The following is a 13,864-nucleotide window of genomic DNA, read 5'->3' on the forward strand; positions in this document are numbered from 1 at the left end:
TCTTTCAACAACGGGTGATTGTTAATGCTTGATCGACTGACCAGCATGACGGTGTTTGTCCAGACGGCTCGCTACGGGTCTTTCGCTGCCGCAGCGGAAAAGCTCAATATGTCGCCACAGATGGTGGCCAGACACATCGAGGGCCTTGAACAACGGGTGGCAACCCGTTTATTGAATCGGACAACCCGCAAGCAAAGCTTGACGGTATTCGGCCGTCTTTATCTGGACCGATGCCAATCGGTCCTCGACGAAGTGGAAGCGGCCGACTCACTGGTCCAGTCATCACACGCCAAACCGCAAGGTCGCCTGCGCATCAATGCGCCCGTCACTTTTGGGCGCCATGAATTAATACCGTTGGTTACACGCTTTCTTGATCGTTATCCCGACATTGATGTTGAGTTGACCCTGTCGGATCGCCTGATCGATCCGGTGGAAGAAGGGTATGAAGCGGTGGTACGTCTCGGGCCGCTGCAAAAAGATCTGGCCCTGGTTGCCAGACCTTTGCAAGCCTATCGCCTGGTGGCCTGTGCATCACCCGCGTACCTGCTGGCGCACGGTACGCCGCAGCTGCCGTCGGATCTCATCAACCATGAGTGCCTGGGCTTTGCCCCTTGGGTATCCGACCTCAGCCGCAATTGGCATTTCGAGCAAGATGGGCAGGTCACAGAGGTCCCCGTGCGCGGACGCCTGCATGTCAATGATTGGGAGGCCTTGCGTGCCGCTGCGCGTGATGGCTTTGGCATCTTGATCGGCTACGAGCGTGCCCTAGCGAGCGACCTGGCATCCGGCCTCCTGGTGCGCGTACTGCCCGGCTACGAGGGACCTGTGCGCCCCGTCCACTTGCTGTATGCGGCAGACCGCCAAATGACCTTGAAACTGCGCTGTTTTGTGGACCATCTGATGCAAGCGTTGGGCTGAAGAAACACTTTCGGCAGCAAGAATCGGAGCGCGAGCACGCTTAATGCAAGGCTCAAGTTCGATAAGCGTCAACCATGGCCTTGCATACAACTGAAAGCCACGACGATGCGGCGGCATGCTGTCCACCAATCAATGACCAACAACCACCTGAGCGGTATGCCGATTGCCTTGCGGAAAGCCATGCTCCCTTGCCCGAAACGCAATGACCAGGCTGATCAACAGTAACGCCAACAACACGCCCGGAAATGCACTCACCCCCCATTGGCCGAGCAGCACACCTCCCAGCAATCCACCGCCAGCGATAGCACTGTTCCAAACCACTACGTTCATGGAGAGAGCAACGTCGGCGCCCTCGCCTGCAGCGTCAGCGAGTGCTGTTTGCAGAAGCGTCGCCGCACCGCCAAAGGTCAGCCCCCAGATGAAGACACCCGCGTAAATGGCCGATGCGGAGCCTGAGAACAATCCGAGGAAAATCGAAACCGCTGCGAAGGTTGCAAGGCTGGCCAGCACTGCTGTTCGCAGATGGCGATCAACCAGTCGCCCCGTGAGCCAGATTCCGGCCAGCGCCGCGACACCAAATGCGAGCAGTACCAAATCAACCTGGCGGGTCAACCCAGCCTTCGAAACAAAGGGCGCGACATAGGTATAAAGAATGTTGTGGGCCAGCATCCAGGTAAACACGACACCCAGGACCGAGCGTACGCCGGGGGTAAAAAATACCTGACGTAACGCTATGCGCTGCGAGGATGACTGGCCAGGGTAGTCTGGCACTTTGATCAACACCCAAGCGATCAATGCCAGGGTCAATCCGGACATCAATCCAAAGACCATGCGCCAACCCATGAATCCACCCAGCCAGGTTCCCATCGGCACGCCCAATGACAACGCGATGGGTGTACCCACCATCGCTACCGCCAATGCGCGCCCTTGCAACCGAGGGGCGACCATACGCCGTGCATAACCGGCGATAAGGCTCCAGGCCAACCCCGCTGAAACCCCGGCAAAAAACCGCGCAATCAGCGTCAGCCAGTAATGGGAAGACAGCGCCGTGATGGAATTGAACACCAGAAAGCCGATGATCGTCAGCAGCAGTACCGTCCTGCGCCGCCAGTTTTGCGTGGCAATGGTCAGAGGTATTGCCGCCAGCAATGACCCCAACGCATAGACAGTCACCATCTGCCCCGCCAGAGATGGCGAGATAGCCAGGCCACTGCCAATCTCGGGCAGCAAACCTGCGGGCAAGGTCTCCGTCACAATGCAAATGAAGCCGGTCATCGCCAGCGCCAGTAATGCACCCAGCGGAAGCTTTCCGCCTTGTCGCTCATCTTCCGTCATTGTGCACCCCCACTAATATACTGATCGGTACAAATATAGGGATGAGTCGCTGGCTAGTCAACGACTTATGTATCGACTAGTATTTATGTAGTTCGAGAGGAGGTTCACATGGCACAGATGGGACGTCCGCGCACCTTTGACCGGGACGTGGCAATCACTCAGGCCCTGCATTTGTTTTGGGAGCATGGCTTTGATGCGACCTCGCTCAGCCAGCTCAAGGCCAATATCGGTGGCGGTATCACCGCGCCCAGCTTTTACGCAGCGTTCGGCTCAAAGCAGGCGCTGTTCCAAGAGGTTATGGAGCGATATCTGAATACCCATGGCAGGGTGACCGAGAGTCTGTTTGATACGACTCTCCCGCCCAGGGAGGCGATTGAACTCACGCTGCGGCGTTCAGCGAAAATGCAGTGCGAACCCGACCATCCCAAAGGGTGCCTGGTGGCGCTTGGTCTCTTGAGTGCCTGCTCGGACGAGAGTAAGGCCATCTCTGAGCCGCTGGCTCAGGCAAGATCCTTGAACCGCGCCGGCATAGTGGCATGTGTCGAGCGAGCCATTGCAAGTGGGGAACTGCCGACAACGGTCGTGCCATCTGCGCTGGCCACAGTGTTCGACAGCTTTCTGCTGGGGATTTCGGTCATTGCGCGAGACGGTGTGCCCTTCGAAACGATAGACAATGCAGTGACGCAAATCATGACTTTATGGGATGCGTCACGCAGCGCTCGTCCGGCTTTGGCAGATCCTCAAGGCTGAGGAGCGCGCGAGCCTGAGGTGATCCGCTGTCACAAGTATTCGACGTTACCATCGACGCTGATCGCTTGACCGCTGATGTTGGCCGCTGCCTGCGAGGACAGAAACAGTGCCATTGCGGCGATATCCTCCATCGTTACCATTCGGCGTAGCGAGATTTTATCCAGGTACTGATCGCGCATGGACTCGAAGCTGATATCCAGCGTTTTCGCACGCGCGTCAATCACCCGGTCCATACGCTCCCCGGCGACCACGCCCGGCAGGATGGCGTTGACGCGGACATTGTGCGGCCCCAGTTCTGCCGCCAACGACTTCATCAGTCCTACAATTGCCCACTTGGTCGATGCATAAGGCGTTCTGAAGGGGTACCCGAGGCGGCCCGCAACCGAAGACATGGCAATGATGTGCGGGTTCTGCCTGGACTGCTTCAAGAACGGACTGGCCTTGCTCGCGAAGTAGTATTGGCTGTTGAGGTTGGTAGCGACGGTCTGATCCCATTCATCCGCGTCCAGATCCTCGATATTCCCTGTAGGCCCGGCAATTCCTGCGTTGTTGACCAGGACGTCCAGACCACCGAGCAGCGAGAGCGCCTCGTCCATAACCCGGTCCACCTGCTGCTTGATCCCGACATCAACCACGCCGCCCTGCAAACCCGGGTATTCGAGCTTCATTCGGTCGACGGCACTGGCGTTGATATCGCAAATGTAGACGTGCGCGCCCACCTCATGAAAGGCCTTTGCGATGACCGCGCCAATCCCGGCGGCGCCCCCGGTTATGACGACTTTCAAATTCGCCGGGGGATTGAGCAGGTCGATGATCTTCATAACGTTTCCTCTTGTTTTTATTCGGTAACCGGCTGTGGCAGCAACGGACTCGACTCTGCCGCTATGGCTTTTGCCAGCAAAGGCACCAGCAGCAACCCCAGCACTGCGGCTGAGACGATCACATAGAAACCTGAGGAACTTAATCCCGAGGCCTTTTCCGACAGTCCGAACAGATAGGGTCCGGCGAAGCCGCCTAATAAACCGATGGTGTTGATGAACGCCAGCCCGGCGGCGGCTTGAATGCCCTGCAGGCGCTTCATGGCAATTGCCCAGTAGATTGGCAACACGCCGCCGGCGAAAAACGCGGTGGCGGTGAATAATGCGATGCGCGCCGAGGCGTCGCTGATTAACGTGAACGCTACGGAACTGGCGATCAATCCACAGGTGAACAGACCCAGGCAATAGCAATCCCGGGCGATTTTGCGGTGAATTCTGGGCAGGACCAACACCCCGGCAAGAAAGCCGATTCCGACGCTACTGGACAGCAACCCGACGGTCAGTGGCGAGGTTATCTGCATCTGCTGAATGATCGAAGGGGTAAAGAACACCAGGCCCACGAACGCGACCTGGTTCAAGAAATAGATCAAGCCGATGAGAATCGTCGTCGGTCGTTTCAGCGCCTTGACCCAGTGCCCCGAATATTCATGGGAGTCAGCGTGTCCCGCAAGCAGCGCGTGAGTCTCCAGAGATTGTGCCTCTTCCTTGGTCAGCCAGCGCGCATCCCGAGGACGCTCAGGCAGTTTGAACCACAGAATCACTCCGACGATGATGCTGGGCAGGCCTTCCAGCAAAAACATCCACTGCCAGCCATGCAGCCCGCCGATTCCGTCCATCTTCATCAGCGCACCTCCGATGGGATTGCCAATGACCAGCGCCAATGCCGGTGCCAGGTATATCCAGCCAATCGCAATGGCTCGGTCCTTGGGCGCAAACCACAGCGTGACCATGTACATGAGTGCGGGAAACAGCCCGGCTTCGGCGATGCCTAGAAGAACCCGCAGCAAGTAAAAAGACCATTCACCCTGGACGAACATCATGGCCGACGACAGCGTGCCCCAGGTCACGGCGATCCTCGCAATCCAGCGACGCGGCCCGATGCGATGAGCCAAGAGGTTGCTGGGCACTTCCAGCAGCGCGTAACCGAGAAAGAAGATCCCCGCCCCCAAGCCATAGGCCGCGGCACTGATTCCCAGATCGGCACTCAAAGCCGCCTTGGCCAGGGCGACGTTGGTGCGGTCCAGATAGGACATGAAGTAAATGGCGCACATCAGCGGAATGAGTCGAGCCATCGCTCGCCGGGTGGCCAGAATGTGCGTCTCCTGAGTACTGAGCATGATCGTCATAGCGAACCTCTTCTTGTTATTTTTCTGGGTCAGTTCCAGGCAGAACCTACAGTTGCACGTTCTGTCTGCCTTTGAGACCCAGCATCTGCCGGGCTTCATCAGGTGTTGCGATTTCAAAGGACAATTCTTCGAGAATGTGGCGAATTTTTCTTACCTGTTCAGCATTGGTTTTGGCCTTCACCCCTTTTGCCAGGTAGATGCTGTCTTCCAGGCCGACTCGCACGTTACCGCCCATGATCGCGCCCATGGTTACAAAGGGCAGTTGATGCCGCCCGGCACCGAGAATGGAGAACTCGTAGTTCTGTCGGCCAAAAAGGCGGTCAGCCGTGGTCCGCATGATCGTCAGGTTCTCAGGGTCAGCACCCAGACCACCGAGAATGCCGAAGCAGGACTGGATGAACAGCGGTGGTTTGACCAGGCCTTGCTCGACGAAATACGCAAGGTTGTAGAGGTGGCCTACGTCGTAGCATTCAAACTCGAAACGAGTACCGTGCGCACCGAGCTCCAGCATGATGTCCTTGATGTCCTTGAAGGTATTCTTGAAAACGACATCTTCCATCCCTTCGACGTGGTCCTTCTCCCACTCATGGTTCCAGCTGGAGATTTTCCGCGCGACAGGATGAATCGAAAAATTCATCGAGCCCATATTCAGCGAACAGAGCTCCGGCCTGGCAATCAGCGGATAAGCGAGCCGCTGAGCCAGCGTCATGCGCGTGCTGCCGCCGGTAGTGATATTGATGATTGCATCCGTCTCCTGGGCGATTACCGGGACGAACTGCCTGAAAACTTCCGGGTCCGGAGTCGGCCGGCCATCGTGAGGATCGCGTGCGTGCAGATGCAGGATGGCGGCCCCCGCTTGCGCCGCTTCAATGGACTGTTGCGCAATGTCTACGGGTGTCAGTGGAAGGTACTCGGACATTGACGGCGTGTGAGTCGCACCCGTGATCGCACAGGAAATGATGATTTTTCGGCTCGGCAGACTCATTGGGATGACCTGTATTGTTATTGGACTTGGCAAGCGCGGTGCGAAATCGACTGAGGGTGCAGGCGCTTCTTGTGCCATCAAGCTTATTGAAGTTTCAAAACAACGGTAAGATCATTAACGGACAGTAAAGAATCTCTAAGGGACATCGAAAGGAGTCATCCGATGGCACCAAAAATCCCGCTTTTCAATGAGCGTATCTATGCCCCTTACAAGATTGCGGCGCTGGTTGAAGTTCTCGGCGAACAGGGCATTGCAGCGGCCGACAGCTTGCGCGGCAGCGGCGTACAAGAGCATCAGATCTACGACGCGACGGTGCTGACCTCGGTTCGGCAATACGCTGCCGTGTGCGGCAACGCAGTGGCGCTTTCGCAGGATCCCGCCACGCCGTTCAAAACCGGTGCCCGCCTGCACTTGTCCGCCTACGGGATGTATGGCTACGCGCTGATGTCCTGCCTGTCACTGCGCGACTACTTCAGGCTCGGCGTTAAGTACCATTCATTGGCGACGCCAACCTTGACCATCGAATGGCACGAACATGAGGATGAGGCTGTATGGACGTTCCCGGATGCCTCCAACCCAAGCCCGTCCAGGGAAATCAAACAGTTCTGGATCGAGCAGCAGTTTACCCAGCACGTCACCCATCTTCAGGACGTTTTTGGAAGGAGTTGCCCGCCGACCAAGGCCTGCTTCTCTTACCCTGCCCCGGCGCACGCGCAAATCTATTCGCTCTATCTGGGCTGCCCGTGCATTTTTGATCACGACCAATGCGAACTGCATTACGACAGTTCGATCCTTGAGCAAAAACCCCATCTGGCCCATCGCCTGACAGCGACGTTGCTGCAAGAGACCTGTGATCGATTGATCGGGCAGGCGAAGGTATCGTCGGGGATTTCGGGCGAGGTGTATCAGATCATGATGCAGACCCCGGGTGAGTTTCCGAGTATGGAGATGACCGCCGAACGGCTGCACATGACCACCCGCAGCCTGCGCCGAAAACTGTTGGAGGAAGACACATCGTTCGTGGCAATCACCGATGACGTACGCTGCTCGCTGGCTATCGAATACCTTCGAACAACGATCATGAGCACCGACGATATCGCGCATCTGCTGGGCTTCTCCGAACCGACCAATTTCCGCCGTGCATTCAAACGCTGGACAGGTAAAACCACCAGGGACTATCGCCAGGGCTGAAAATCATGCACTGAGCACAATGCTCAGCACTTTTTGACAGATGTAGGGCTCAAACCCGCCGATGTTAAAAATAAAACCCTGAAAACCGACGTATCGCAGGCTGTCTCCAGGCGTTTCGCCAGACCATAATGGCCTCACAACGATAAACGGGGCTCACCCGGAGGCATGCAAGCGATGTACAGAGACCATATCGTCAAGGCTCGTTTCACTGACAGCGTCGTGGTCATGGGCGTGATCGCCGTTCTCATTTTCAGTCTCACGTTGATCTGCGGCGTGGGCGAAGGCCGCCTTTCGGCCCTGATGGGGCCTATCGTTCTTGATCTGGAATCGCCTCTGGCGCGCAACATCGCGGTGGGCGGTACATTCACCCTCACGGCCATGCTGAACTTATTCATGCTGGGCCGTTTCCCGCTACGGGCGCAGATCATCACGGTCTGGTGCGAATTGCTTGTGCTGTTCCTGCTGTTCTTCGACACATTCAATCTGTCCTACAGCTTCATCGCGACCAAAGTCGGCTTCATGATCACCCAAGGGGTTTTCACCACCGTCTACGTATCCGCCATTTCCATAGCTATCGCATTCGTCCTGGCCTTGTTGGGCGCAACGGCCCGGCTGTCCTCCAACGGCTTCGCGATTGCCATCGCCAGCTTCTACACCTCGTTTTTTCGTGGCGTGCCGCTGCTCATCCAGATTTACCTGATTTACCTGGGCATCCCCCAACTTGGTTATGTCGTCGGGGCGGTTCCAGCGGGGATTCTGGCGCTGTCGCTGTGTTATGGCGCCTACATGACGGAAATTTTTCGCGCCGGGATCAGCAGCATATCGAACGGGCAGTGGGAGGCCTCGCGGGCCATTGGCCTGACACCCTTCCAGACGATGACGCGGGTCATTCTTCCGCAGTCGATGCGACTGATCATTCCGCCGACAGGTAACCAGTTCATTTCGATGCTCAAGGACAGTTCCCTGGTGTCAGTGATCGGGGTCTGGGAGCTGATGTTTCTGGCGCGAACCCAAGGCCGCGCCGAGTTCCGTCATCTGGAAATGCTCATCACCGCAGCCGTGCTGTATTGGCTGTTGTCCATCGTGCTGGAAACCGTTCAGGCACGTCTGGAAAAGCACTTCAACCGCGCCCATCGCTGATCAGGAGCACTACGATGAATCAGCCTTCAGGTTCACCGGCACCGGCTTCGTACCCCGCCGTATCGATTCAAGAGATGCATAAATGGTACGGCGATTTTCATGTGCTCAAAGGCATCGACCTGCACATTGCCGCTGGCGAAATTCTGGTTGTGTGCGGCCCCTCGGGCTCTGGCAAATCCACATTGATTCGCTGCCTGAACCTGCTGGAAGACTTTCAGCAGGGTCACGTGTTCATTGACGGTGTCGAGCTGACCCGTGAAGCCGCTTGCGTGGCGGGCATTCGACGCCAGATCGGCATGGTCTTTCAACAGTTCAATCTGTTCCCGCACATGACGGTCCTGGAAAACCTCATGCTGGGACCGCGTCTGGTGAGCAAGCTCAGCGAGTCCAAAGCCCGCGAACTGGCTTACGAGTACCTCGACCGCGTGCGGATCAGGAATCAGGCCGACAAATACCCCGGTCAGCTCTCCGGCGGACAACAGCAGCGCGTGGCTATCGCTCGCGCCCTGTGCATGCGGCCTCGCATCATGCTGTTCGACGAACCCACATCGGCGCTCGATCCTGAGATGGTCAAGGAAGTGCTGGATGTGATGGGCGAACTGGCTCAGGACGGCATCACCATGGTGTGCGTGACCCATGAGATGGGTTTCGCCCGACGGGTGGCTGACCGAATCATCTTCATGGATCACGGCTGCATCATCGAGCAGGCCAGACCCAACGATTTTTTCGACAACCCGCAACACGAACGTGCCCGGGAGTTTCTGTCGCAGATTCTCAGCCACTGAGATGCATCGTCGTACCTTGCAACGTCACCGATAAAAACAAAACCATATGCACGACATCTGGAGCTTACTCATGATCCCGTTCACGCGTTTCTTCGCTACTGCCGCCGTCGCCACCGCTGTCACGATTGCCACCGGGGCCGCCTGGGCGGGCGCGACCCTCGACCGCATCCACCAAACGAAAGTGATCAAGGTGGCCACCTCGGCCAACTGGCCGCCGCAATCGTTCCTCGGTCCGGACAATAAGCTGCAAGGTTTCGACATCGATGTGGCGAACGAGATAGGCCAGCGTCTGGGCAGCAAGCCCGAATTCGTAACGCCGGAGTACGGGATCATTACCGCAGGACGCTGGTCCAGTCGCTGGGACTTGTCGGTGGGCTCCATGACCCCTACCACCGAGCGCGCCCGAGTGCTCGATTTCCCCGCGATTTACTACTACACCCCGTACGTCTTTGCGGTACACAAGGATGCTGCCGGCGCCAAACCGGCGGATCTGAACGGCAAGACCATCGGCGTCGAAGCCGGTACGACCTCGGAGGACTACATTAATCGTCGACTCAAGATCGACGCTGCGGATGTGCCTCCCTTCACCTACGACATCACTCCCGGTCAGGTACAGACCTACGGCGACAGCATGGGCCCGCTGGACGATCTGCGCATGGGTAACGGCGTGAGGCTGAACGCCACGTTGTCCGCGCTTCCGACCATCGTGGCGGCGATCAAGAACGGCTACCCCATCGTGCGAGTGGAAGGCAACCCCGCCTATTACGAACCCCTGGCCATCGCGGTGGATAAAGGCGATGAAGCGTTCAACAGCGCGCTGACCAAAATCGTTGCCGACATGAAAGCCGACGGGACACTCAAGCGGCTCTCCGAAAAATGGTACGGCGCCGACCTCACCAAAGTGCAATAACCCCCCCATGCAGTGCAGGCGCCCGTCCTTGACGCGGCGTCCTGCCCGCCTGCGCCCTAAAAAAGGACAACGGTTTAAATGTTCACCTATACCAACAACTACTACACGGCCACGATGCAGGACACTGCGCAGCGGGCCGCGCTGTCGGGCAACGTTCGCGCAGATGTCTGCATCGTCGGCGCAGGACTGGCGGGGTTGAGCACTGCCTGGGAGTTGCTGTCGCGGGGGAAGTCCATTGTGTTGCTCGACGCTGGCCGGGTGGCCTGGGGCGCATCCGGTCGTAACGGCGGGTTCGTGCTGCAAGGCTGGTCCGAAGGAATATCTGCCATCGAACAACGCTGTGGGAAAGCGACTGCTGCCGCGCTTTTCAAGCTGTCACTCGAAGGCGTCGACATGGTTCGCGACACCATCGCACGCCACGCGTTGCCAGGCTGCGCACCCACGCCCGGAAAGCTGAGCGTGATTCGCTACGATGATGCCGACAGCCTCAAGCGACTGCGCGACAAAATGGCAGCGGACTTCGATTTTGATCTTGATTATCTGGATCGCCATGAGGTACGCGAGCGACTGAAAACCGACCGGTATTTCCAGGGGCTGCGCGATAATCATGGCTTTCACTTCCATCCCTTGAATTATTGCCTCGGCCTGGCCGGGCTCATCGAGCGCGGCGGCGGCAAGATCCATGAACAGTCGCCCATGGTCCGGGTCGAGCATCGAGACGGGGGGCATCGGGTCGTGACTCATCAGGGCTCGGTGGATTGCCGCGATGTGGTGTATTGCTGCGGCGGTTATGGAGGGCCTGAGTTCGGCCCTCTACGCCAGGCATTTCTGCCCATCGCGACCTACGCGGTGCTGACCGAACGCCTGGGACCACGCCTGGCAGATGCGGTGAACACCACCGACGCGGTGGGCGACAATCGTAGGGCGTCTGACTACTACCGAATCGTCGATGGCGACCGCCTGCTCTGGGGCGGCCGAATCACCACCAAAAATCTGCAAGACGAGAAGCGCCTGGGACAATTGCTGACCGCCGACATCCTCGACGTCTACCCGCAATTACGGGGTATCAGGATCGACAAAGCCTGGTCCGGGCTGATGGGCTACGCACGGCACAAAATGCCCCACATTGCCTCGCTCGGGACCGGGCTGTGGGCTTGCACATCGTTTGGCGGCCATGGTATGAACACCGCGCCCATCGGCGGGCGCGTGATCGCGGAAGCCATTTGCGGCGTCACTGATCGCTACAGACTCTTCGATGCCTACGGCCTGGAATGGAACGGCGGCCCCCTCGGTCCTGCCGCAGCGCAAACCGTGTACGCGGGCCTGAAGATCATGGATTACTTTCAGGAAACGCGCTCGCAACGCAAGGCGGCTCATCACAACTGAATCAGAGCGAGGTCAAGGAAGTGCCCATCGAGACCCAGAACCCCGGCCCACTGTTCAACCTGACCGACAAGGACAGGCAGCTGCTCAGTCTGCTGCAGGCCAACGCACGCGAGCCCACGGCCTCGCTGGCCCGCAAGCTCGGGGTGTCGCGGTCTTCGGTACAGGAGCGCATCAGCCGCCTGGAAAAGGCTGGCGTCATCACCGGGTACAGCGTGCGTATCGACCAGGACCGGCTGCAACAGACCATCAACTGTTTCACCATGACCTCCTGCACAAACAAGAGCTACACCGATGTCATGACCTCGCTGCGCAAGATGGATGCGGTGCAAGCGGTATATGCGGTGTCCGGTGAATCCGATTTCATCATCCACCTCGCCACCTCGACCTTGAGCGAGCTCAACGCCGAGTTAACGCGGATCAACATGATCAAGGGCGTGGCGCATACCTCATCCCACATCGTGATGGAGACTAAATTCAGCAGGAAGTTGATGTGATGCTGTAAAAGCGGTCACTTAAAAGACCCCTTCTCGCTTGCTGCGGCCTGGATTGTCCATTGACCACACGCCCCAAGTCGGCAAGGGTGTGCCAATTTGGCGAAAGGTCAGCGGCGCTGAGCTCGCTTTCTTAACCATGAAGAGCTAATCGGCTCTAAGCTGGTCATACCATTGTCCGCATGCCCTTGTGTGGCGGTTCGCAGTTTTTCCATTGAGGTATCTCGATGCCGGGACGCAAAGAGAGAGCAACACCATCGGACACGTCCACCGAGCCCTTGACGTTAGGTGCAGGTCGCGCTGCGTCCGGATTTCGTCTGACGGTATGTTTCATTGCCTTGGTGATCATCACTTTTCTGTCTGTCGAAGGGTGGCGGGCATGGAGAGATTATCGCCAGGCGTTCGCCGTAGCGCGCGACTCAGCGTCCAACCTGGCACGCGCTACGGCCCAGCATGCTGAGGACGCGGTACGGCAAGTTGATCTTCTGACCGTTGCGCTCGGTGAACGCGTAGAGGGCGATGGCATTGCGAACATCGACGTGCCCCGAATACACGCGCTGATGATCCAGCAGGCCAGGATAATGCCCCAGCTACACGGGCTGTTCATTTACGGCCCTGATGGTGAGTGGATCGTTACGGATAAGCCGGTCAACCCTGAAGCCGCGAACAACGCCGACCGCGACTACTTCATCTACCATCGCACCCACAAAGACCAAAACGTCCGCATCGGCAAGGTCGTGAACAGTCGCTCAACCGGTGAGCCCATCATTCCCATCTCTCGTCGGCTGGACAACCCCGACGGATCGTTCGCCGGAGTCCTGCTGGGCACCATCAAAGTCAGCTACTTCGTTGATTATTACGGCGACTTCAAAATCGATGACAAAGGCGCGCTGGTCTTGACCATGCGTGACGGGACGATCCTGGTGCGGCGTCCATACAATGCCGCAGTCATTGGCCAGAGCCTCGCTGAAAGCGAAATATTCAAGAAGTACCTTCCGGTTTCCGACCAGGGTGTTGCAGAGGTCAAGGCCGTGGTTGATGGCACTTATCGCCTCTACGGCTATCGCGCCTTGAGCAGTTACCCTCTCGTGGTCGAAGCCGGCCTGTCGAGGGAGTCCTTCGTCGGGCCATGGCGTCGTGATCTGATGAAAACCGGCATAGTCCTGCTGGTGCTGATTGCGGGTTTAGCGGTCTTTGGCTTCGTGGTGCTCGGCCATTTACGGCAACGGACGGCGATGGAGCGTGAAATCCGGCGCGCCCACCAAACCGTGCGAAACATGGCGCTGACAGACAGTCTGACGGGCCTGGGCAATCGCAGGATGCTGGACCTGGTGTTGGCCAAGGAAATCAGCCGCGCCAAACGAGAGGGAAAGCCGCTGGCGTTGGTCATGCTGGACGTAGACTATTTCAAGCGCTTCAACGACAAATATGGTCACTCCGCCGGCGACGACTGCCTGCGTCGAGTAGCGCAGGCCATTCGCCAGTCTCTCAACAGGCCGGCGGATCTGGCAGTTCGATATGGTGGAGAAGAATTCACAGTGCTGCTACCCGACACCGACAGCAGCGGAGCCTACCGCGTAACGCAGACGATCCTGGACAGTATCCGCCTGCTGGGGATTGAGCACAGCGATCACCCGCTTGGGAATGTCACCGCCAGTGCCGGCATTGCTACCTTCTTGCCGGCATCAGAAGACGCCACTGCCGACGGACTCATAAAAGCGGCCGATGCCTTCCTCTACATGGCAAAGAGCAAGGGTCGCAACCGATGGGCGGCAGCCAACCGTGACAGCCTGGAACAAGCTCGTTGAT

General features: G+C 58.0%; 13 protein-coding genes. 9 read left to right on the top strand and 4 right to left on the bottom strand.

What is annotated here, in order from left to right; translation table 11 throughout:
• Window positions 1–24 precede the first annotated feature (24 nt).
• Window positions 25–918 carry a LysR family transcriptional regulator gene (locus tag CFII64_RS18495; protein ID WP_020292347.1) on the top strand — a complete coding sequence of 298 codons (894 nt, stop codon included), beginning with the start codon at window positions 25–27 and terminating at the stop codon, window positions 916–918.
• A 129-nt stretch (window positions 919–1,047) separates the two neighbouring features.
• On the opposite strand, the gene CFII64_RS18500 is transcribed toward CFII64_RS18495, so the two are convergent.
• Entirely contained in the window at window positions 1,048–2,253 is a 1,206-nt protein-coding gene (locus CFII64_RS18500) for an MFS transporter (protein ID WP_020292348.1), read from the bottom strand.
• A 108-nt stretch (window positions 2,254–2,361) separates the two neighbouring features.
• On the opposite strand from CFII64_RS18500, the gene CFII64_RS18505 reads away from it, so the two are divergent.
• A complete protein-coding gene (locus CFII64_RS18505) occupies window positions 2,362–3,003 on the top strand; it encodes a TetR/AcrR family transcriptional regulator (protein ID WP_020292349.1) in 642 nt (213 codons plus the stop codon).
• Between the two features lie 29 nt (window positions 3,004–3,032).
• Here CFII64_RS18505 and CFII64_RS18510 read toward each other — a convergent pair whose 3' ends face one another.
• From CFII64_RS18510 to CFII64_RS18520, 3 genes are read right to left on the bottom strand one after another with little or no spacing between them, the layout of a single operon-like run.
• On the bottom strand, window positions 3,033–3,824 hold the full coding sequence (locus tag CFII64_RS18510; protein ID WP_020292350.1) for an SDR family oxidoreductase: 792 nt from the start codon (window positions 3,822–3,824) through the stop codon (window positions 3,033–3,035).
• 17 nt (window positions 3,825–3,841) lie between these two features.
• Window positions 3,842–5,167 (bottom strand): MFS transporter, encoded by a 1,326-nt coding sequence (locus CFII64_RS18515; protein ID WP_020292351.1) that lies wholly within the window; start codon window positions 5,165–5,167, stop codon window positions 3,842–3,844.
• Between the two features lie 46 nt (window positions 5,168–5,213).
• Entirely contained in the window at window positions 5,214–6,152 is a 939-nt protein-coding gene (locus tag CFII64_RS18520) for a 3-keto-5-aminohexanoate cleavage protein (protein ID WP_044901500.1), read from the bottom strand.
• Window positions 6,153–6,314: 162 nt separating this feature from the next.
• Between CFII64_RS18520 and CFII64_RS18525 the strand changes: the two genes are divergently transcribed.
• The 7 genes from CFII64_RS18525 (at window position 6,315) to CFII64_RS18555 (ending at window position 13,863) form a co-directional block, all read left to right on the top strand.
• Window positions 6,315–7,343 carry an AraC family transcriptional regulator gene (locus tag CFII64_RS18525; protein WP_020292353.1) on the top strand — a complete coding sequence of 343 codons (1,029 nt, stop codon included), beginning with the start codon at window positions 6,315–6,317 and terminating at the stop codon, window positions 7,341–7,343.
• 174 nt (window positions 7,344–7,517) lie between these two features.
• A complete protein-coding gene (locus tag CFII64_RS18530; RefSeq protein ID WP_020292354.1) occupies window positions 7,518–8,483 on the top strand; it encodes an amino acid ABC transporter permease in 966 nt (321 codons plus the stop codon).
• Between the two features lie 14 nt (window positions 8,484–8,497).
• Window positions 8,498–9,268, top strand: coding sequence for an amino acid ABC transporter ATP-binding protein (locus CFII64_RS18535; RefSeq protein ID WP_020292355.1), 771 nt, complete (start codon window positions 8,498–8,500; stop codon window positions 9,266–9,268).
• Between the two features lie 70 nt (window positions 9,269–9,338).
• Window positions 9,339–10,178 (top strand): transporter substrate-binding domain-containing protein, encoded by an 840-nt coding sequence (locus CFII64_RS18540; protein WP_020292356.1) that lies wholly within the window; start codon window positions 9,339–9,341, stop codon window positions 10,176–10,178.
• 78 nt (window positions 10,179–10,256) lie between these two features.
• Window positions 10,257–11,564: an FAD-binding oxidoreductase gene (locus CFII64_RS18545; RefSeq protein WP_020292357.1), complete on the top strand. Its 1,308-nt coding sequence runs from the start codon at window positions 10,257–10,259 to the stop codon at window positions 11,562–11,564.
• A gap of 26 nt (window positions 11,565–11,590) precedes the next feature.
• Window positions 11,591–12,058, top strand: coding sequence for an Lrp/AsnC family transcriptional regulator (locus CFII64_RS18550; protein ID WP_044901538.1), 468 nt, complete (start codon window positions 11,591–11,593; stop codon window positions 12,056–12,058).
• Window positions 12,059–12,282: 224 nt separating this feature from the next.
• Window positions 12,283–13,863, top strand: coding sequence for a sensor domain-containing diguanylate cyclase (locus CFII64_RS18555; RefSeq protein WP_044901501.1), 1,581 nt, complete (start codon window positions 12,283–12,285; stop codon window positions 13,861–13,863).
• The last annotated feature ends 1 nt before the right edge of the window (window position 13,864 follow it).

Source organism: Pseudomonas sp. CFII64, from assembly GCF_000416235.1.
In the GTDB taxonomy this organism is placed as follows: domain Bacteria; phylum Pseudomonadota; class Gammaproteobacteria; order Pseudomonadales; family Pseudomonadaceae; genus Aquipseudomonas.

Excerpts from the sequence above, each read along its gene's own strand:
- CFII64_RS18495 (WP_020292347.1), top strand. The coding sequence starts at position 25 with ATGCTTGATCGACTGACCAGCATGACGGTGTTTGTCCAGACGGCTCGC.
- CFII64_RS18555 (WP_044901501.1), top strand. The coding sequence starts at position 12,283 with ATGCCGGGACGCAAAGAGAGAGCAACACCATCGGACACGTCCACCGAG.
- CFII64_RS18530 (WP_020292354.1), top strand. The coding sequence starts at position 7,518 with ATGTACAGAGACCATATCGTCAAGGCTCGTTTCACTGACAGCGTCGTG.
- CFII64_RS18545 (WP_020292357.1), top strand. The coding sequence starts at position 10,257 with ATGTTCACCTATACCAACAACTACTACACGGCCACGATGCAGGACACT.
- CFII64_RS18540 (WP_020292356.1), top strand. The coding sequence starts at position 9,339 with ATGATCCCGTTCACGCGTTTCTTCGCTACTGCCGCCGTCGCCACCGCT.
- CFII64_RS18505 (WP_020292349.1), top strand. The coding sequence starts at position 2,362 with ATGGCACAGATGGGACGTCCGCGCACCTTTGACCGGGACGTGGCAATC.
- CFII64_RS18525 (WP_020292353.1), top strand. The coding sequence starts at position 6,315 with ATGGCACCAAAAATCCCGCTTTTCAATGAGCGTATCTATGCCCCTTAC.
- CFII64_RS18500 (WP_020292348.1), bottom strand. The coding sequence starts at position 2,253 with ATGACGGAAGATGAGCGACAAGGCGGAAAGCTTCCGCTGGGTGCATTA.
- CFII64_RS18520 (WP_044901500.1), bottom strand. The coding sequence starts at position 6,152 with ATGAGTCTGCCGAGCCGAAAAATCATCATTTCCTGTGCGATCACGGGT.
- CFII64_RS18510 (WP_020292350.1), bottom strand. The coding sequence starts at position 3,824 with ATGAAGATCATCGACCTGCTCAATCCCCCGGCGAATTTGAAAGTCGTC.
- CFII64_RS18515 (WP_020292351.1), bottom strand. The coding sequence starts at position 5,167 with ATGACGATCATGCTCAGTACTCAGGAGACGCACATTCTGGCCACCCGG.
- CFII64_RS18535 (WP_020292355.1), top strand. The coding sequence starts at position 8,498 with ATGAATCAGCCTTCAGGTTCACCGGCACCGGCTTCGTACCCCGCCGTA.